Consider the following 20178-nt stretch of genomic DNA (forward strand, 5'->3'; position numbering starts at 1 on the left):
TCTCCTAATCTTCTATGTCGTTATCATATGTGATGAAGAACAAAAGTTTCATAAATAATTTTAATAACATTAGACTAAAGGGAATTAAGATTGGTATGATAAACATTAGAACATTATAAAGTGGGTTAAAATATGAAAAATCGTCATCAAAAAGCACAATTTGCATCAATTATTGGCATCGTCACTAATTTAATTCTTGCCATTATCAAAGGTGTGGCGGGTGTCTTTGGTAATAGTAAAGCCTTGATAGCTGATGCCTTTCATTCAGCATCGGATGTTGTAAGCTCAGTTGCCGTCTTAGTTGGGATACGTGCAGCAAGAAAACCACCTGACCCTGAGCATCCATATGGGCATGGTAAAGCTGAGAATATCGCAACTTTAATTGTTGCGATTTTACTGGTTGTTGTTGGTTTCGAGATTCTCCTTGATTCCATTACATCTTTAAGAGAACAACAAGAAAGCGCCACAAAGACGATTGCTTTATATGTCATCATCTTTTCGATTATTGTGAAAGAAGTTCTGTTTCAATATAAGAAACGACTCGGCGATAAAATTAATAGCCCTGCACTGATAGCTGATGCATGGCACCACCGATCAGATGCACTCTCTTCCTTTATTGCTCTGGCGGGTATTGGCATTGCGATGATTGGTCAACGTGCTGGCATTCCAGTTTTACAATATTTCGACCCAATTGCGGGTGCTTTAATATCGATTCTCGTCATGTGGATGGGCTTTAAAATTGGTCGCGATGCGGTCAGTGTGACGCTAGAAACAGTGCTGGATCACGGTCGAACGAAAAAATTCGAGATCACCACTGAAAAAATCGATGGTGTTAAGCGACTCGATTTATTAAATGCCAGAACCCATGGCTCCTATGTCATCATTGACGTCAAAATCAGTGTCGACCCTAATATTACAGTCGATGAAGGTCATAGTATTGCAGCTCGAGTCAAAGAACGGCTTATGGAAGATCATCAAGAAGTGCAAGACGTTTATGTTCACGTTAATCCTTATCATGAATAGTTATCTTGAACGCAAAAATGCCAGGAGGTTTCCCTCCTGGCATTTATTTATTGTTGCATCTCTTGCTTTCTAAGTTCGATCCGTCTAATCTTGCCTGACGTTGTTTTCGGCAGTTCTTTGATAAACTCAAGATCACGTGGATACTTATACGGCGCCGTTAAGTCTTTAACATGGTCTTGTAACTCTTTAACAAAACCTTCACGTTCGTGATTAACGCCATCTTTCAAGACAATAAATGCTTTCACAATCGCACCACGTACTTCATCAGGGCTAGCGACCACAGCACATTCTTGAACATCGGGATGCTTTACTAAGGCATCTTCTACTTCAAATGGTCCAATCGTATAACCAGAACTAATAATAATATCATCACTTCGACCTTCGAACCAGAAATATCCGTCCTCATCTTTTGTCGCTTGGTCGCCGGTTAAATAATACTCACCACGGAAAGTAGCGCTTGTTTTCTCTGGATCTTTATAATACTTCTTAAACAAGGCAGGCGTCGACTGGTGAACAGCAATATCTCCCACTTCACCAACTTTGACTGGATTACCGTCTTCATTAATGATATCCACTGAGTTACCTGGCGTTGGTTTACCCATCGAACCAGGACGAACTTCCATTCCCTTGGTCACACCGACAAGTAACGTATTTTCCGTTTGACCATAACCATCACGTACCGTTAAATTGAAATAATGCTCAAATGTATCGATCACTTCACGATTTAATGGCTCACCAGCTGACACAGCACTATGAAGTTCACTTAGATCATAACCTCCTAGTCCGTCAACTTTTGCCATCAGACGATACTCTGTCGGTGTACAGCATAAGACGTTTATACCGTAAGACTGTAGCAATGATAGGTAAGTCGTAGGTGAGAATTTACCTTGATAAACAAAGCCCGTCGCCCCTGAGCCTAATACTGATAAAAATGGACTCCACAACCATTTCGCCCAACCAGGACCAGCAGTTGCCCATACAAGATCTTTTTCTTGAATGCCTAACCATTTCGGCGCAGCTGTTTTCAAATGCGCATAGCCCCAACCATGTGTGTGTACGACACCTTTAGGGTTGCCCGTTGTACCAGACGTATAGGATAGAAATGCCATATCATCACGCTTCGTTTGTACCGTTTCAAACTCAGTAGAGGCTTGATCAGCTAATTCATCTAATCGGTGCCATCCTGTTTGATTGCCACCCAATATAAAGCGCGTTAGATCACTAAACTGATTAACCGCTTCAAACTCATCTGTATGAGGATAATAACTGACGACAGCTTTAACGTCACCATGCTGAATACGATACTGTAAGTCTTTTGTCTTCAACATTTCAGAACTAGGAATAACAACAAGTCCTGCTTTTAAGGCTGCAACATACACTTCATACGCCTCAATTAGGCGGGGGATCATCACCAAGACCTTATCCCCTTTATGTAAGTCTGCTTCTGTAAACACATTCGCAAATTGATTCGCTCGATTAAATAACCCTTCATAGGTTACCTTATCCTTGTTACCGTTTTCATCTTGCCACAAAATCGCATCACGTTGCGGGTCTTTTAGATACTGTTCAAATTCATTTACGATGTTGTAATATTCAGGTGCTATTAGTTGTTCTCTATTCATATAATCACCCTTTCATTATTGTATAAATCTGATTATACCAAATTTTCTTAAAATATAAATAATTATTTTATAATTATCTTAATTGTCATTTTTCGTTCGGGTATTCTTTTGCTAAGATAGAGTTAACACGAAAGGAGCGATTCGATGAAAAAAGTTTATGCAACAAGTCAAGCACCAGAAGCGATTGGTCCCTACTCTCAAGCCGTTGAGGTCGACAGTACGATCTATATTTCCGGTCAGATTCCTCTCGTCCCAGAAACAATGGAGATTGTAGGCGAATCTGTTGAAGAGCAAACCCACCAAGTGATGAAAAACATTGGTGCTATACTTGATCAAACGGGGTTAACGTATGATCACCTAGTTAAATTAACCATCTTACTTGATGACATGGGTGATTTTGCGACGGTAAATGATATCTATGCGAGCTATTTATATGAACCTTATCCTGCTCGAGCGGCATATGAAGTCAGCCAATTACCGAAAAACGTTAAAGTCGAGATTGAAGGCATCGCCAAACGCTTCTAAACTGGCCGATTATGAGGTACTAAGAATTCATGGTACCTCTAAGGTCATTTCACTAGCCAAATAATAAAAATCCATGTATCATAAAAAGTGTAAATTTATTTGATTTTTTTGAGAACTATCAAATAGTTTCAATTAAATCTATTAGTCTTTTGAGCTACTTTTTCACTATAGTTTTGTCACAGTTTATTTATAATTATTTTAATTTACAAATCTATATAAATTAGTTAATATAATAATGTATCATTTAATTCTAAGGAGGAATTATTTTATGGTAGACAAAAACAATCGTCTAACGACGTCTAGTGGCGCCCCTGTCGGCGATAATCAGAACTCTATTACAGCTGGCAAACGTGGTCCAACACTAATTCAAGATGTTCATCTACTTGAAAAGTTAGCACACTTTGACCGCGAACGTATCCCAGAGCGTGTCGTTCACGCAAAAGGTGCAGGCGCTTTCGGTTATTTCGAAGTAACTAACGATGAAATTTCTAAGTATACAAAAGCAGATTTCTTAAACGAAAAAGGTAAACGCACACCAATGTTCGCTCGTTTCTCAACAGTTGCAGGTGAACAAGGTTCTGCTGATACACTACGCGACCCACGCGGTTTCGCATTAAAATTCTATACTGAAGAAGGTAACTATGACTTAGTTGGTAACAATACACCAATCTTCTTCATTCGTGATGCGGTTAAGTTCCCGGACTTCATCCACACACAAAAGCGTAACCCACAAACAAACTTAAAAGACAAAAACATGGTTTGGGATTTCTGGAGTAATTCACCAGAGTCACTACACCAAGTGACGTACCTACACGGTGACCGTGGTATTCCAGCGACTTACCGTCACATGAATGGTTACGGTAGCCACACGTATAAGTGGGTTAACGAAGAAGGAGAAGCATTCTGGGTTAAATATCACTTTGTTAGTGACCAGGGTGTGAAAGGTATGGACGAAAGTGTCGCTGATGAAATCGCAGGTACAAACCCTGATTATCATACAGAAGACCTTTTCAATGCGATTGATAAAGGTGATTATCCTTCTTGGACACTTTACGTACAAATCATTCCTTATAACGACTTCAAAGACTATGAATGGGATATTTTTGACGTTACTAAAACAGTAAGCAAAGAAGATTATCCTCGTATCGAAGTTGGTAAGATGGTCTTAAACCGCAACCCTGAAAACTATTTCGCAGAGGTTGAACAAGCAGCATTATCACCAGCTCACGTAGTGCCTGGTATCGAAGCATCACCAGACAAAATGTTACAAGGACGTCTATTCTCTTACTCAGATACTCAACGTTATCGTTTAGGCGTTAACCATGAACAATTACCAGTTAACCGTCCAGTAAATGAGCAAAACAACTATCAGCGTGGCGGTTACATGCAATATGGTGATCACGGCAGCAACATCAACTATGAACCAAATAGCTATGATGACGCACCGAAAGAAGATCCAGACAGCAAAGTACAACAATTTGATGTTGAAGGTGAAGTACTACAAGCACCTTACCCTAACTCTGATCATTACACACAAGCTGGTGACTTATATCGCCTTATGAGCGCTGATGAAAAAGATCGCCTCATCGAAGCAGTCGTAGGTCACTTAGGCCAGTGCACAATGGAAGAAGTTAAGAAACGTCAAATCGGTCACTTCTACAAAGCAGACCCTGAATACGGTCAACGTGTTGCAGACGGTCTTGGCATGGAAGTACCTGAAGATGTAAAAAAATAAACTTTGACTGATAAACCAGCCGCATAACGTTGCGGCTGGTTTTTTGTGTGTTCATTTTCTCCATACGGCGAGTTGCTTGCTCCATACGGCGAGTTGCTTGCTCCATACGGCGAGTTGCTTGCTCCATACGGCGAGTTGCTTGCTCCATACGGCGAGTTGCTTTAAAAAAGGATCGAGCGCAACATGCGCTCGATCCTTTTTTAAAACCCACTATATGAATCTCTTGTAAACTGACCATTAGCTTGATATAAATACTTTTCTGGTATTTGTTCTTCCACTTTCGGAAATAGATCACGTTCTTCAAAACGGATATGATCTTGTAATAATTGACCTAACGTTTGCATCTCTTCTGTCATAGCACGCGTTGAGTGTCTAAGTTGATGAATATAGCCACGAACCTGCGCATGCTCATATAACATGCGTTTTACTGATTCATGATCAATCTCTTCACCATACGCGAGATAAAGAGGAATCAGCACTGTTTCTTCATCATGAAAATGTTGATCACCGTCTTTCTCCCAAAACTCAATCAACTGCCTCAACATTTCACGATATGAGTGCTTCTGTTTATCCGTACCCACTTGAGTCATATTCACAGCCATCACTAAGGCATGATGGTGGTGATGGGACAGAGGATATAATGATTCATGTCGTTTCATATTAGAAGCCTCCTTTTATATTACCAGAATTTATAACCTGGAGAACCTGGTGCAGGATTTTGAATAATATCAAATACTGGGATGGTATATGCAACTAAAATCAACGCAATCGCAATCCCAATCCACAGTTTCCAGTTTTCCAAAAGTTTCGGAGGGTTAGTACTTTCATCTAAGGCTGTGCCAATTGGAAATTCTTCTTGACCTAATGGTTCAGTTTTAGCTAAGCGAATAATTAATATGATAAACATAAAGATTGAGAACAATAATAATGTTCCACCTACAGCCATCGCCGTCTCATAACTCCCCCACTGGCTAGCGACTTCATGACCGTTGTAATCAGTGTTTTGCGTACGACGCGGATTGCCTGATAATCCTGAGAAGTGCATAGCTGCTGACATGATAAACATACCTATTGTCCACAATACAATTTGGAAATTAGCCAAACTGTTCATTCGTTTCGTCAGCACGCGCCCTTTCAAATGCGGCACCAACCAATAAGCAATTCCAAAGAACGTTAAGATCACTGTTGCTCCTATTGTAATATGGAAATGACCTGTGACCCAAATTGTATTATGAATGACTTGGTTCATTTGATGACTCGCATTAATAATACCGCCTGCTCCAGCTGGAATGAAGAATGCCATACCAATAAATGCCGAAAGAAAACGGACGTCACTCCACGGTAAACCTTTAAACCAACCGAATACTCCTTTATATCCTTTTTCACGTCCAGCCAACTCAAAGCTTGCAAACATAGAAAAGGCAGTCATTAATGATGGTAGGATCACTGCGAATGTTAAGATAACTTGTAAGAACTTCCACGCCTCACTGATCCCTGGTTCTGTTAGCTGATGGTGGAAACCAACAGGGATTGAGAATAAAATAAATAATAAAAAGGCTAATCGTGCTAATGAATCACTAAATATTTTACCACCAATCACTTTTGGTACGACTACATACCACGCCATATAAGCTGGTAGTAACCAGAAGTAAACCAATGGATGCCCAAAATACCAGAATAATGTTCTACTTAAGGTAACATTGATCTCCTCAGACCAACCCAATGACCAAGGAATAAACTGAAAGAGGACTGCCGCAACTACGCCTAATGTTGCAATTAACCATAAGACGATTGTTGCAACTGCCATAAACGCAAATAAAGGCGTCTTTTGACCAGGATTGGCTTTTCGCCAACCATTATATTGAGAAATGATCGCATAACTAGCAAAATACGTTCCGACAATTAATAAAGCTAATGCTATATAAAACAAAGGTGATGCTTGTAAAGGTGCATAGAAGGTATAAAGTACGGTTGCCTTATTCATTAAAATCATCACGACACCAAGAACCGTACCAACTATCATTAGAAGGTAACCAATCCATGCTGCTTTACGTCGATGCGATGTGAATTCACCTGTAGTGCGTGATATCCCAGCATACATAAAGCCAAAAATAAACAATGTCGTAAACACTAATGCTAACAATACGCCGTGAGCTGTTAAAACTTGATAATAATTTAATTTAAAAGGTAACGTAATTGATTCACTACGTACTAAAGTCTGTAATAACCCTAATGATCCGCCAATAAATAGTGCGACAAACGCCGCGTAAATATGATATAAGCTTAGCTTTACGTCATTTTGATGACCCACTTACTTCACCTCCAATTGAGCACTCATGAAATGGTGACCCGTTCCACAATATTCATTACACAAGATTAAATACTCGCCCGTCTCATCAAAGGTATAAGTTGTTGAATTAACATACCCAGGTGTTGCCATCATATTGACTGTTGTCCCCGCAATTTCAAAACCATGCACTACATCTTTTGAGGTTATTTTAAAGTGCAACGTTGCACCTTCAGGTATTGTGATCTCATTAGGAGTGAATCCATAAGACTGTAAAATCATCACTAACTCATATTCATTTTCCCCAATTTCATGTAAACCTGGGTCATCAAACGGTTCCGTTTCTTCAAGATTTTGCGGATCCACTTTTGTTAAATCACTCGGAGCCCCGTGTCCAGAAGCAAAAGCTTGAATACCGACAGTTGTTAAAAATGCGACTAACGTGATAAATCCAATTGCTAACCAAACTTTCTCTAACTTGTGTACATGCATAAACTCACTCTCCTCTCTTATTTATGAATTACATAAATCCAATAAAGATTCCGATCCACATCAATGTAATAATAATTCCAACGATTAAAACCGAAATAAACGTGCCATAAAGCTTCGGTTCATTTTGGTCCGACTTCTTTCTTGAGCTCATATCAATGCCCCCTCTTAAGAATCTAATCTCATCATACTAATCCTTAGGAGAATAATTTGTGATTTATATCACATTTGGAGCATAAAAAAATGACAGCTTTGTGATATTTCTCACAATGCTGCCAATTCATTAAAAGGCTTTGAAAAGATTCAACTGTTATATCCGTTCTAATAACGCTTCATAATCGTGGACGATCACATAGTTTCGGTCATATGTAATAATATTGGATTTCTTAAGTTGATTAAATGTCCGATTCACTGACTCACGTGTAACCCCGACCATATTAGCTAAGTCAGTATTCGTAATCGGTAAGTTTAAAGTAATTTCACCACTTGTTTCATTTTCACCTAACTCATCTGTCAATTGAATTAGCATCGAAACCGTTCGCTCAAACACTGTTTTCGTACTAATTTGCTGGACACGAGATTGTAAATCTAAGATTTTCTTTCCCATCACTCGCATCACTTTGATTGAAATCTTGGGCTTTTGAATTAATAAATTCTCAAAAGCCTCAATTGGAATTGCAAGCAAGTGTGTATCTGTTAATGTAACAGCAGTTGCAGGATAAGGGGAATCATCAAAAAAACCTACATGCGGAAACATATCATTTGAGTGAATGAAATTAATCACTTGTTCTTGGCCACTCTCACTCACTTTATAAATTTTGATCAATCCAGAGATCACAAAAAAGACAGCATCTCGCGCTTCTCCTTGATGAAAAACAACATTTCCTTTTTTCATATCACGCTGATTAGCAATATCATTCACTTCTTGTAATTCTTCATCAGCTAAATCCTGAAAAATCGGAAATTGGCGAAAGAATCCCATTGAATAAGTCATGATATCTCCCTTTCTAGACGATGACACCTCATAACTCTTACAAACTTAATGGTGCATATTAAGACGAACGACCCATTCGTCTCAAGAAATTCAACCAGTCACTTCGACTAGGTAATCGCCAGTCATACATAACTGAGAGCATTCTTAACGTAATGATTAAGGACAATAATATCATATACTCCATCATCTCATCAGCTAAGCCAACACCAATTACAATCGCACCTAATACAGCCCACATCGCATAAATTTCTTTATGTAATACAAGTGGTTTCCGACCCGCAAGGACATCTCGCACCATCCCGCCCCCTGTTCCTGTAATGACACTTCCTACAATAATGGCTGGTAACGGATATCCAGCTGCCACAGCAAAGAGTGCCCCTTGAACAGCAAAGGAGGATAAGCCAATAGAATCAAAGAATGCACCCCATTTGGCCCAACCTGTTAAAAACCAATGAAACGGGATGAAAAATAATAACGTTAACGTGATAAATGCAATTAAAAACAACATGCTTTGATTCCATACTTCTGAAACTGGTAACCCTAAGACAACGTGTCGTATGAGGCCACCACCAAAGGCAGTCGTGAAACCAAGTAAATAAACACCAAATAAATCATATCGTTCTTCCAAAGCGACAATCGCTCCACTAATAGCAAACGCCATTGTACCAATCACATTTAGAATTTCCCACGTCATATCATCACCCCCATTAATTACAACTTTAAACAAAGACTTATATTATTTTAACAAATAATGTCGGGATGTGTGACGTGTTCAAAGAAAACTTTATAAAAGAACTAAAAAAAGGCCGACATATGTCAGCCTTTTCATTTACTTCATCGGTTTCTGCGCTTTAGCAATACCTGAATGCATCGATTCATGAGATGTTGCAAATTTAATCGCATCTTCAACTGTTTCTAAGTGGAACATATCGAATGCCATTGATTGATCTAATTTACCTGAAACTAATTCTTGTAATTTCTGATTATGCAAGGATAATTGTTCAATTAACGCATCTTTCGTAGGTACTACTTTATCTTCCCATTCGTTTGGACTCGTTCCACGTGCGAATAGCTCAGCATAACCATCTGGTACTAAGCTACTTTCACCTAACGCACCTGTGACCAAGCTATCTGTTGTGACTAAAGCATGACCAATGTTCCAACGCGGATTGTTGTTAAAACCTTGAGGAATTCGATCTAAATCTTCTTCTGTCATCGATTCTGTTAATTTAATTAGACCATTGCGCCAAAAGTCCATATCTGCAAAAATTGTTTGTTCGTTCATTTCCTCATCCCTCCTGACTTCATCATAGCAAAAGCTCAATTCAAACGAAAATAACCTGCATAAGAAAAGCATCTCAACCTGAGGATTGAGATGCTTCTCATTAGTCTAAAATTCGATTGTTTTCATCAACATTGCTTAAGTGACGATTATCCTCTTGGTCATAGACTGAAACAAAACCGTCACCGCCACAAACTGTGCAAGTATAGCGCCATTCCTCATCGTCCATTAATAGACCAGCGCCATCACATGCTTTACAACGCGAATCCTGTGAACCCATTTAGACACCACTTTCTTGTTTGTTTTTCACCCAGTTAATAATGCCTCCTGCTAGTATTATGTCCAAATGGCGATCAGTTAAACTGTGTTTAACTCGAATTGTTTCATCTTTTCCTTTGATGCCGACTTCAAATTCATAAGACTCTTGGATTTTCTTACGGACATCGGTGAATTCTAAGACATCGTCTTGTTCGACCTTATCATAATCACTTTCATTCACGAACGTTAGCGGTAAAATACCGAAGTTAATTAAATTTTGTAAGTGGATTCTTGCAAAGTCCTTCGTTATAGCAGCTTTCATACCAAGATATCTCGGCGCAAGTGCAGCGTGCTCCCGGCTTGAACCTTGACCATAGTTATATCCGCCAATTACAGCGTGACCACTTTCATTTCTAATATTCATTGCCCGTTCGTAGTACTGATCATCAACGATTTCAAACGTAAAGGCACTAATCTTCGGTAAATTACTACGGTACGGTAGCACACGTGAACCACCAGCTAAGATTTCATCTGTTGAAATATTATCTCCCATTTTCAGTAGAACTGGCACTTCAAATTGATCCTGTAATGGATTCATTTGTGGGATCGAGCTAATATTAGGCCCTTTCTCAAGTTCCACTTTTAACCCTTCAGCAGGTGTTGATGGTGCTTCTAACATGTGTTTTTCTTTTTGGAAATCGACTTTCGTTGGTTCCTTAATTTTCGGATAACTCATATCAAGTGTACGAGGATCCGTGATTTCACCTGTTAGAGCAGATGCAGCTGCTGTTTCAGGACTACATAAGAATACACTGTCTTCTTTCGTACCTGAACGACCAGGGAAGTTACGAGGCGTCGTTCTTAAACTGTTTTTCCCAGAAGCTGGCGCTTGCCCCATACCAATACATCCATTACAACCCGCTTGGTGAAGACGAGCTCCAGCTTGAAGTAAGCTTGCGATATGGCCATCTTCCACAAGTTGCGTTAGGATCTGACGAGATGATGGGTTAATATCAAGCGATAACCCTTCAGCAATATGTTTATCTTTAACAATCTCAGCTACAATAGCAAAGTCACGATAACCAGGGTTAGCTGATGAACCAATGTATGATTGATAAAGCGGTTCTCCTGCAACTTCACTAACAGGTACGACTTTACCTGGACTTGAAGGTTTAGCAATTAACGGCTCTAATTGTGAAAGATCAATCTCTTCTTCAATATCATATTCAGCGCCACGATCAGCTGATAGTTCTTCAAATTCTTCTTCACGACCTTGCACTTTCATGAAGTGTTTCACTTCTTTATCCGCTGGGAAAACCGTGCCTGTTGCACCAAGCTCAGCCCCCATATTCGCAATTACGTGACGATCCATCGCTGATAATTCTTTGACACCTGGACCATAATATTCGATCACCTTGCCGACGCCACCTTTTACATCATGACGACGTAATAACTCAAGAATCACATCTTTGGCACTGACCCAATCAGGTAGCTTACCAGTTAGCTTAATGCCCCAAACTTCTGGCATTTTAATGTAATAAGGCTCTCCAGCAATTGCTAAAGCAACATCAATACCACCTGCGCCCATCGCAAGCATTCCCATAGAACCGTTTGCACACGTATGACTGTCTGAACCTAATAATGTCTTACCTGGACGAGCTAGTTTTTGCATATGAACAGGGTGACTGACCCCATTACCTGGGCGACTATAATAAATGCCAAAACGATTAGCTGCACTACGTAAGAACATATGATCATCTGGGTTACGATAATCATCTTGGATTAAGTTATGGTCAACATATTGAGCTGAAACTTCTGTTTTAGCTTGATCAATGCCCATCGCTTCAAGCTCAAGCATGACCATGGTACCCGTCGCATCCTGCGTTAATGTCTGATCAATTTGTAACCCGATTTCTTCACCAGGTGTCATCTCACCTGAAACTAAATGTTCAGAAATGAGTTTTTGTGTTACGTTCATTTTCATAAGCTTAAATCCCCTTTCAATAATGATCCGTACTTTCACTCTACATATTGTTCAATATACCCTTCTTCTAAATATCTTAAACACCCACCACATCAGCTATTACCAACTATATCCTGTTCAAGTTGACGAAAATTAGTCAAAAAAATATAAAAAAGTATTTGTTTAGATTCACAGTCCATGTTATATTCTTTATAATTCTTACATAACTTTAATAGATAAAAGCGTTTAAGCGATTTAGTATAAAAGCGCTAAAAAGGAGAGGTAATATGCAGACAATTGAAGCGAAATCAGTCCCTAAACATCTACGAAAATACACGGTTGACCAGAACTATGAAAACTATACATCAATTAATCATGCTGTTTGGCGTTATGTGATGCGACAAAATCATAATTTACTAAAAGATAAAGCTCATGAAGCTTACACAGATGGACTTAAAGCATCTGCTATATCAATTGAACAAATTCCTAATGTCGAGGAAATGAATGAAAGTTTAGCCACATTTGGTTGGGGAGCCGCGACAATTGATGGTTTTATTCCAGGCGTGGCATTTTTCGAATTTCAAGCACAAGGTATTCTTCCTGTCGTTAATGAAATACGGAAATTAGAAAACATATTATACACACCAGCGCCTGATATTATTCATGAGGCAGCGGGGCACGCTCCGATTTTAGCCGACCCTGAATACTCTGCTTTCGTCAAACGATTTGGCGAAATTGGGATGAAGGCATTAGCGACGAAAGAAGAACATGATCATTTTGAAGCTGTTCGCCACTACTCCAATTTATTAGAAAAAGGTGAAGCGACAGATGAACAAATTCTTGCTGCAAAACAACAAGTAGAGGAACGTGAAGCACAAATTACCGAATTATCTGAAGCGCAGATCGTTGGACGGTTCTACTGGTGGACAGTTGAATTTGGACTTATCGGAACACTCGATGACCCTAAAATATATGGTGCCGGCTTACTATCTTCTGTCGGAGAAGGATCTAACGCATTAAGTGATGAGGTAGATAAATTACCATTTGATAAGGAAACAGTCATCAAAACAGATTTTGATATTACAAAACCGCAACCTCATTTATTTGTATGTGAAAGTTTCGCACAATTATCAGAAGCTGCTGAAGAACTCGCGCAATCAATGGCCTTTATGCAAGGCGGTACTGAAAGTTTAGATAAAGCCGTTAAGTCAGGTCATACAGCAACAGCAGTGATGTCATCAGGTATACAGATTACTGGCACAATCGCTGATTTAATTAAGAACGACCAAGGAGAAGCGATTTGGCTCACGACAGACGGAGCAACAGCTCTAGCCGTGGATGATAAACAATTAGTCGGACATGGTTCAGATCAATATCCAGAAGGGTTTCAAGCGCCAATCGGGGAAATCATCAATTTAGACCAACCACTTGAAACATTAACGGATGATGAATTAATAGCTAATGGTATTCATGAAGGTGAACGAGTCTCGTTGATTTATAATAGTGGAATAGAAATCAATGGTGAGGTTGATTCGATCATCAAACGAAATGACAAAGTTGTTCTCTTAAGACTCAAGAACGGCCATGCGTCACTAGGTCAACATTCACTTGTGACATTTGATGAAGAGACATTTGATTTAGCTATTGGAATGTCTGTTACATCTGTATTTGCAGGTGCAGCAGATGGTGAGAGTTTTCATACCGTTCACGAAAATGAAAACGAAAGTACAGAATCAGCTGCTGACACGCCATTAAATGCCTTGTTCGCAGAAATTCGCGAGATTCGTGAGAACAATCCGACTGTGGAAGCCATCAAAAAAGTCCACCAAGAATTAAACGAAAACCATCCTCATGAATGGTTATCACGGCTTGAGTTGTTCGAAATATTAAACGACATAGCGCCAAACGATCCATTAACAACCAGAGTCGAAACGGAATTGCATGAATTACAAGAAGTTAATGATGAATTACACACTTTAATTGAACGAGGATTATCCATAATAGAATAAACAATAAAAACGGGAGAGAATATGATTACTCTCCCGTTTTGTATGTTCAAAAACTACTGAGCCGTGATAAGCTAACAATAAAGCAGGTGATCATGATGCTCTTAAGAAAGTTTTACGCCTTTTTACTAACGACAATATGTTTAATTCCGATCGTGACGATTACATTAAGTTTCACAAGCACTATTTCTTTCACCATTCTATTACTGATGGTTGCTTTATATGTCATCGGTTGCCTCATTTCCTATGGCATTCCCTCATCCGTATTAAGCGATGTTTTAACTTATAAATTAAAACCTAAAAACCGTAAAAAATCAGCACTCATTTGGCATTTGATATTCGGATTTAACTTTATTTTTATCCTCGGTTTATTAGCAGACCCCTCTAAACTCATGCAGGAATTTAACCATTATATTGCAGACATGTATGGTCTGCTTATAGCTAGTGTGTTAGCCGCTTTTACGCTTTGGTTCTTTGACGAACGAATCCGTGAAAAACGCTCAACTCACTAATTCTCTAATGCGTAATCAACAGCACGTGTGACATGAATTTGGGATGTATCAAAAACAGGCACTGTCACATCGTGTGACTTAATCAATAACCCAATTTCTGTACAACCAAAAATAACGCCTTCAGCACCCTGTTGTACAAGTTGATTAATCACATCTATATAATACTGTCTTGAATTTTCATGGAACTCACCTAAAACTAACTCATCAAAAATAATATGGTGAACATGGTCCTGGTCAGTCTCATCAGGTACTAACACGTCTAAATTCTGTTCAGCGATCTGTCCTTTATAAAATTCTTGTTCCATTGTATACTTCGTCCCTAATAATGCGACACGATTTAGGCCCTGTGCTTTTATGGCGTCAGCTGTTGCATCAGCAATATGAATAGTCGGAACTTTAGTTGCCATGTCAATCTGATCGATTACTTTATGCATCGTATTTGTAGCTAAGACAATCACGTCAGCTCCAACTAATTCAAGCTTCTTCCCTGCTTCTGCTAACACTTGTCCCGCTTTATCCCACTCACCTTCAGCCTGATAACGTTCAATCTCAGCAAAATCCACACTATAGATTATGCACTCAGCAGAATGAAGCCCACCTAAGCGTTCCTTCACCTGTCTATTCATTTCCTGATAATATTCAGCGGTCGACTCCCAACTCATACCACCAATCACACCAATTGTTTTCATTAAAATACCACCTTCCGACAAAATAAAATTATTTCCCGGGTAATATGACGTATTTCGATGATTATTTCCCGGCAATGAATTTAAACTGTACCTTCAGCCTAATCCAGTAAATTATTAGAATTATGTTAGTTCAAGTACTATTATAAGTCAAATATCTAAGACGCTTCATACTCCATGTATCAAACTGGAGTTATCCAAGGAATTCGAATAATTAATGATTGAAACAACGTATTATTGAGTGGTATGATTTACAAGCGATTTAGCTACAATATTCGCTAACAAATACAGCAGTTACCCAAAACCTGCTATAAAAAAATTAAGGAGATGACAAAATTGAACGAGATTTTATTTTTTGTGACTTTAGCCATTAACTTTATAGGAATATTGTTATTCTATAAATTATTTGGAAAAACTGGATTATTTGCTTGGATTGCTTTTGCAACAGTGATTGCGAATATAGAAGTTGTTAAGAGCGTCAATATATTCGGTTTAGAAGCAACGCTCGGAAATGTCGTCTATGCGACGATCTTTTTAGCCACTGATTTATTAAATGAGAAGTACGGAAAAGAAGAAGCACGGAAAAGTGTATTTGTTGGACTAGCCTCGATGGCTTTTTTCGTCATCATGATTCAAGTCGACTTAAATTATGTGCCGAACTCTGAAGATTTCGCGCATGAACCCATGGAAACATTGTTCAGCATCACACCAAGAATCATGATCGCAAGCTTTGTGGCCTACTTCATTTCTCAACTACTTGATGTGTATATATTTGATGCCATTAAACGTAAAACAGATGGTAAGTTTTTATTTATTCGAAATAATATCAGTACCGCAACAAGTCAATTAGTGGATAGCTTTATATTTACATTCATTGCATTTCTTGGAGTATTTGGATTCAGCACAGTTGTTATGATTGGAATTACAACCTATTTATTAAAACTCCTTGTAGCGATCTTAGACACACCGATTTTATATCTTGCACGTAAAATGAATGGTCCAGTAAAAGAATAAATAAACCTAACCACCGTCCTGATTAGAACGGTGGTTATTTTATGATTTATTATTCATCATTCTTACATATCAGACCACCCATAAGCACATACTACGCGTGTTAACTTTCAGAAAGGGTGAACATGATGGGAAAAGATGAACACAAAGGAAAAAGTAAAAAGCCACTTGGGCAAACACCACAAAATCAACAAGTCGAGTCTAAGGATGTTGAATTTGCAGAAGACTTAGCTGATAGCGCTGATTTCGAAGCACAACGAAGAGCTGCCGAAGCTGAAGAACGTACGCGACAGGAAAAACATAATAAACGACGATCATTATAATACTAAAGCCCCGAAGCGACTATTTACTTATTGAAAAGTCACTTCGGGGCTTTTTAATGTTTGGGTGCATTCAAAACTAAAGTCACAGAGTTCTATCATTCAAACTACTTCTGCCGACTCACCTGAGTAGTCAATAATAAACCTAACCATAACCCAAAACCAATCACAAAAAACACTGTAAAAGCAGCAAAACCAACAAATAGTTCACCTGTCGCTAATCCTGAGGTAATCGCTGTGAAAATCGCAAATAACATAAAGCCAATTGCAACAGAGTAAAGTGCAGCACGCAAGCGTTGCATGGCGTACATCGTCTGGGTTTCGCGTGTTAGAATACCGTAAGTCAAAAAGACACCACCAATGACCGCAAATATTCCCGCACCAGGCACCGCTACAGGTTCAACGTCCATAAACATCATGCTCATAGACATTAGCAATCCAAAAACAATCAACATCGCCCCGATTACAAGAGCGCCAACTGCCATTCTATTCGTCATCGATGTATAGACGGTTTGTTTTGATGTGTCTGCACCGTGTTGTCTCATATCTTCTACTAATCCACTCATATCTCCCATCGATGCTTTAGTTTCCCGAAAAGCTTCTTGCTCACTCATGCCTTGCTTCTGATAGTCACTAATTCGAGCATGCATATTGGTAATTAACTCTTGCTTTAAATCAAAGAGTTGCTGACTTTCGCCGACATCTTTAAATAAATCGTCTATATAGTGTTGGACATCTCGATTAAGACTCATCGTCATCCCCTCCTGTTATTAATTTGTTTAAGACTTCTTTAGCGAAAAGCCAATCTTGTCGGTTCTGTTCATACGTATCACGTCCTGCTTGAGTCAAACGGTAATACTTCCGCCGACCTCCTTGGGTTTCATCTCCCCAATACGATTCGATCAAGCCATCCTTTTGTAAACGTCTAAATGCTGTATAAAGTGTTGCTTCTTTCAATTCGTATTCGCCATTACTTAGGGCAATAATTTGTTTATAAATCTCATAACCATAACTATCGCCTTGACGTAGAATATTTAAAATAATCGTTGATGTATGTCCGCGAATTAAATCTGTTGAAATATTCGATGCCAAATATCTCACCTCCACAATAACAATGTACAACATATTACTTTGTCTGTCAAAGTAATTTATCAGAACAAGTACTATATCATAAAAAATACCGATCAGTTGTTATACTGATCGGCACCTATAAACCGTATTAAAATCTGTAATTTAAACTTATCATTTTCCGATTTACCATTTCATGAATGGCGTATTTGACGCCTTCATAGCCATAACCTGATTGTTTTCGACCTCCATATGGCATATGGTCAAAACGTAATGTCGGAACATCATTTACCAGTACCTGACCAACTTCTAGACCATGGGCCATATCGATTGCTTGCTTCATATCATTACTAAATAGACCAGCACTTAAGCCGTATTGACTGTTATTCATCGCTATTAACGCCTCATCGCCACTGGCTACACGATTAATAATAACAACAGGTCCAAAAGCTTCTTCTTTCATGATCTTCGCACCCTCTGGAACATCTGTTAAAACAGTTGGAGCAATGCCGTTATCCTTAGCTTTTCCACCTGTTAAAACTTTTGCACCTTGTTGCTCAGCATCTTCTATCCATTCGAGTAAGGTCTGTTGTGATGATTCATCAATTAAATTACAAACATCTGTCTCTTCATCAAGTGGATCACCAAATGTAAGTTGTTCAGCACCCTTAACAAATTGTTCTGCAAAGATGTCAGCAATATCTTCATGCACATAAATGCGTTGTGTACTAATGCAAACCTGTCCGTTATATGCGTAAGATCCATGCACGGCTTTTGGTACGACATCATCCATACGATCATTCATGCTTTTATCGACATATAGTGCTGAGTTATTACCCAATTCAAGGGTAACCTTCTTAAGGCCCGCGTTCGATTTAATTTCACGACCAACTGGTGGGCTACCAGTGAATGTAATCTTTTGGACCGCGTCACTTTTAAGTAAGACATCGCCTAACACTTTGCCTTCGCCTGGTACGACATGGTAAGCATCTTCAGGTAATCCCGCTTGTACCAACGCTTCACGTAATAAGATCGCTGATAGAGGTGTTTTTTCAGCAGGTTTTACAATGACTGTATTACCAGAGGCAATCGCAGGCCCAACTTTATGCACGACTAAATTAAGTGGGAAATTAAATGGTGTAATGGCACCAATGACGCCAATCGGTTCAAAGATCGTGTAAGCGTCACGCCCAGCACCATTTGGCGCAGCATCCATTGGAATGGATTCACCTTCTAGCTTTCGTGCTTCAACTGAGGAGAATTTCAACGTCTGCACAGTGCGGTCTACTTCTGCTAAAGCATACTTCATCGGTTTCGCCGCTTCTTGAGCAATCGTTTCAGCGACCATTTGTTTATTTTCCTGTAAAATGTCACTTGCTCGATTTAAAATATCACTGCGTTCGTGGGCAGGCATATTCTTAATTGTTTTGAATGCTTCATCTGCTTGTTTAATAGCTTTCTCCATCTGCTCTTCTTTACAAATCGGCATTCGAGCAATTTCTTCTTTTGTATGCGGATTAACTAACGCTTGGGATTCAGTTGTATGATTCGCTAACTGATCAAGATAAGGTTGATATTGCAACATATATGTCATCACCTTTCATTTATAATAATGTTCTATAACACTATTCCACATTTAAACCAAAACGTAACACGATTTATGATTTTCCATCCCATTCAGCATAAAATTGTTCTAAATATGTTTCCATAAATTGATGACGCTTCTCTGCCATACGGTAACCTTCAGCTGTATTCATTTGTTCTTTTAAGGTTAATAATTTTTCATAAAAATGATTAATCGCCGTATTGGTTTCATAGCGGTACTCATCTTCTGTCATATTGTCGCGTGGTGACTCTTCGGGATGATGGATGAGATGCCCTTTAGACCCTGCATAGGTGAAACTTCGAGCAATACCAATAGCACCAATTGCATCTAAACGGTCCGCATCTTGGACGACTTCCGCTTCACGGCTCAGTAATGTCTTGTAACCATGCTTAAATGAGATTGTATCGATGATGGCAAATATATGGTCAATTTGTTGCTCTGAAACGCGTTGATCTTCTAACCATTTCATGAGGTCTTGTCGACTCCCTGTAACATCATGAGTGACTTTATCATCGATTAGATCATGTAATAAAGCCGCCATCTCTACAATCCACTTATCAATATCTACTGTATCAGCTATTTGTCTAGCATTGTTAACAACACGCTGGATATGCCACCAGTCATGTCCAGACCCCTCTGACACTAACTGACGATGGACGAATTTTTCCGTATTCTGAATCACTTGCTGCTCCCGTTCATTCACTCGACATCACCCTTTATGACATGACCAACGACAAAGACTAGCAATCTTAGACGTTTACAATCATGCTTTCATTTATTATGATGTAAGT

22 protein-coding genes are annotated in these 20178 nt (G+C 39.0%); 7 read left to right on the plus strand and 15 right to left on the minus strand.

Going from position 1 to position 20178, the window contains the following annotated elements; all coding sequences use genetic code 11:
- Positions 1 to 132 precede the first annotated feature (132 nt).
- The gene (locus FHR85_RS06960) at positions 133 to 1023 is read left to right on the plus strand and encodes a cation diffusion facilitator family transporter (protein WP_167262148.1); all 891 of its coding nucleotides are present in this window, start codon (positions 133 to 135) and stop codon (positions 1021 to 1023) included.
- A 47-nt stretch (positions 1024 to 1070) separates the two neighbouring features.
- Here FHR85_RS06960 and mbcS read toward each other — a convergent pair whose 3' ends face one another.
- Positions 1071 to 2645 carry an acyl-CoA synthetase MbcS gene (gene mbcS / locus FHR85_RS06965; RefSeq protein WP_167262149.1) on the minus strand — a complete coding sequence of 525 codons (1575 nt, stop codon included), beginning with the start codon at positions 2643 to 2645 and terminating at the stop codon, positions 1071 to 1073.
- A gap of 144 nt (positions 2646 to 2789) precedes the next feature.
- Between mbcS and FHR85_RS06970 the strand changes: the two genes are divergently transcribed.
- Both FHR85_RS06970 and FHR85_RS06975 read left to right on the plus strand, forming a co-directional pair.
- Positions 2790 to 3170 (plus strand): RidA family protein, encoded by a 381-nt coding sequence (locus FHR85_RS06970; RefSeq protein WP_167262150.1) that lies wholly within the window; start codon positions 2790 to 2792, stop codon positions 3168 to 3170.
- 268 nt (positions 3171 to 3438) lie between these two features.
- Positions 3439 to 4905: a catalase gene (locus FHR85_RS06975; RefSeq protein WP_167262151.1), complete on the plus strand. Its 1467-nt coding sequence runs from the start codon at positions 3439 to 3441 to the stop codon at positions 4903 to 4905.
- A gap of 200 nt (positions 4906 to 5105) precedes the next feature.
- Here the strand turns inward: FHR85_RS06975 and FHR85_RS06980 are convergent, their stop codons facing one another.
- The 9 genes from FHR85_RS06980 to FHR85_RS07020 form a co-directional block, all read right to left on the minus strand.
- Positions 5106 to 5564, minus strand: a complete 459-nt coding sequence (locus tag FHR85_RS06980) for a hemerythrin domain-containing protein (RefSeq protein ID WP_167262152.1) — start codon at positions 5562 to 5564, stop codon at positions 5106 to 5108.
- Between the two features lie 20 nt (positions 5565 to 5584).
- Positions 5585 to 7216 (minus strand): cbb3-type cytochrome c oxidase subunit I, encoded by a 1632-nt coding sequence (locus FHR85_RS06985; protein WP_167262153.1) that lies wholly within the window; start codon positions 7214 to 7216, stop codon positions 5585 to 5587.
- Positions 7217 to 7684 (minus strand): cytochrome c oxidase subunit II, encoded by a 468-nt coding sequence (locus FHR85_RS06990; protein WP_167262154.1) that lies wholly within the window; start codon positions 7682 to 7684, stop codon positions 7217 to 7219. It abuts the gene before it with no gap.
- A gap of 28 nt (positions 7685 to 7712) precedes the next feature.
- Positions 7713 to 7835, minus strand: a complete 123-nt coding sequence (locus FHR85_RS06995) for a cytochrome c oxidase subunit 2A (protein ID WP_167262155.1) — start codon at positions 7833 to 7835, stop codon at positions 7713 to 7715.
- A 156-nt stretch (positions 7836 to 7991) separates the two neighbouring features.
- The gene (locus FHR85_RS07000; RefSeq protein ID WP_167262156.1) at positions 7992 to 8675 is read right to left on the minus strand and encodes a Crp/Fnr family transcriptional regulator; all 684 of its coding nucleotides are present in this window, start codon (positions 8673 to 8675) and stop codon (positions 7992 to 7994) included.
- Positions 8676 to 8733: 58 nt separating this feature from the next.
- The gene (locus tag FHR85_RS07005) at positions 8734 to 9369 is read right to left on the minus strand and encodes a trimeric intracellular cation channel family protein (RefSeq protein WP_167262157.1); all 636 of its coding nucleotides are present in this window, start codon (positions 9367 to 9369) and stop codon (positions 8734 to 8736) included.
- Between the two features lie 135 nt (positions 9370 to 9504).
- A complete protein-coding gene (locus FHR85_RS07010; protein WP_167262158.1) occupies positions 9505 to 9960 on the minus strand; it encodes a DinB family protein in 456 nt (151 codons plus the stop codon).
- Positions 9961 to 10060: 100 nt separating this feature from the next.
- Complete coding sequence (locus FHR85_RS07015) at positions 10061 to 10237, minus strand: hypothetical protein (RefSeq protein ID WP_167262159.1); 177 nt, start codon at positions 10235 to 10237, stop codon at positions 10061 to 10063.
- On the minus strand, positions 10238 to 12199 hold the full coding sequence (locus FHR85_RS07020) for an aconitate hydratase (RefSeq protein ID WP_167262160.1): 1962 nt from the start codon (positions 12197 to 12199) through the stop codon (positions 10238 to 10240).
- A 266-nt stretch (positions 12200 to 12465) separates the two neighbouring features.
- On the opposite strand from FHR85_RS07020, the gene FHR85_RS07025 reads away from it, so the two are divergent.
- Together FHR85_RS07025 and FHR85_RS07030 are read left to right on the plus strand one after the other, a co-directional pair.
- Positions 12466 to 14187, plus strand: coding sequence for an aromatic amino acid hydroxylase (locus FHR85_RS07025; protein WP_167262161.1), 1722 nt, complete (start codon positions 12466 to 12468; stop codon positions 14185 to 14187).
- Between the two features lie 95 nt (positions 14188 to 14282).
- Positions 14283 to 14696: a hypothetical protein gene (locus FHR85_RS07030; RefSeq protein ID WP_167262162.1), complete on the plus strand. Its 414-nt coding sequence runs from the start codon at positions 14283 to 14285 to the stop codon at positions 14694 to 14696.
- Here the strand turns inward: FHR85_RS07030 and FHR85_RS07035 are convergent.
- Positions 14693 to 15385 carry an aspartate/glutamate racemase family protein gene (locus FHR85_RS07035; protein ID WP_167262163.1) on the minus strand — a complete coding sequence of 231 codons (693 nt, stop codon included), beginning with the start codon at positions 15383 to 15385 and terminating at the stop codon, positions 14693 to 14695. The genes FHR85_RS07030 and FHR85_RS07035 overlap by 4 nt on opposite strands.
- Before the next feature lie 333 nt (positions 15386 to 15718).
- On the opposite strand from FHR85_RS07035, the gene FHR85_RS07040 reads away from it, so the two are divergent.
- Together FHR85_RS07040 and FHR85_RS07045 are read left to right on the plus strand one after the other, a co-directional pair.
- A complete protein-coding gene (locus tag FHR85_RS07040; RefSeq protein WP_243864187.1) occupies positions 15719 to 16396 on the plus strand; it encodes a queuosine precursor transporter in 678 nt (225 codons plus the stop codon).
- 125 nt (positions 16397 to 16521) lie between these two features.
- The gene (locus FHR85_RS07045; RefSeq protein ID WP_167262165.1) at positions 16522 to 16716 is read left to right on the plus strand and encodes a YfhD family protein; all 195 of its coding nucleotides are present in this window, start codon (positions 16522 to 16524) and stop codon (positions 16714 to 16716) included.
- A 104-nt stretch (positions 16717 to 16820) separates the two neighbouring features.
- Here the strand turns inward: FHR85_RS07045 and FHR85_RS07050 are convergent, their stop codons facing one another.
- The 4 genes from FHR85_RS07050 to FHR85_RS07065 all read right to left on the minus strand — a co-directional run bounded on the left by FHR85_RS07050 (position 16821) and on the right by FHR85_RS07065 (position 20090).
- Positions 16821 to 17465 carry a permease prefix domain 1-containing protein gene (locus FHR85_RS07050; protein ID WP_167262166.1) on the minus strand — a complete coding sequence of 215 codons (645 nt, stop codon included), beginning with the start codon at positions 17463 to 17465 and terminating at the stop codon, positions 16821 to 16823.
- Entirely contained in the window at positions 17455 to 17805 is a 351-nt protein-coding gene (locus FHR85_RS07055) for a PadR family transcriptional regulator (protein ID WP_167262167.1), read from the minus strand. The genes FHR85_RS07050 and FHR85_RS07055 overlap by 11 nt, the downstream gene beginning before the upstream one ends.
- Positions 17806 to 17932: 127 nt before the next feature.
- Positions 17933 to 19366, minus strand: a complete 1434-nt coding sequence (locus tag FHR85_RS07060) for an aldehyde dehydrogenase family protein (protein ID WP_167262168.1) — start codon at positions 19364 to 19366, stop codon at positions 17933 to 17935.
- A 73-nt stretch (positions 19367 to 19439) separates the two neighbouring features.
- Positions 19440 to 20090 carry an HD domain-containing protein gene (locus FHR85_RS07065; protein WP_167262169.1) on the minus strand — a complete coding sequence of 217 codons (651 nt, stop codon included), beginning with the start codon at positions 20088 to 20090 and terminating at the stop codon, positions 19440 to 19442.
- Positions 20091 to 20178: the final 88 nt, after the last annotated feature.

This window comes from Alkalibacillus almallahensis (assembly GCF_011761495.1).
GTDB classification, from domain to species: Bacteria; Bacillota; Bacilli; order Bacillales; family Alkalibacillaceae; genus Alkalibacillus; species Alkalibacillus almallahensis.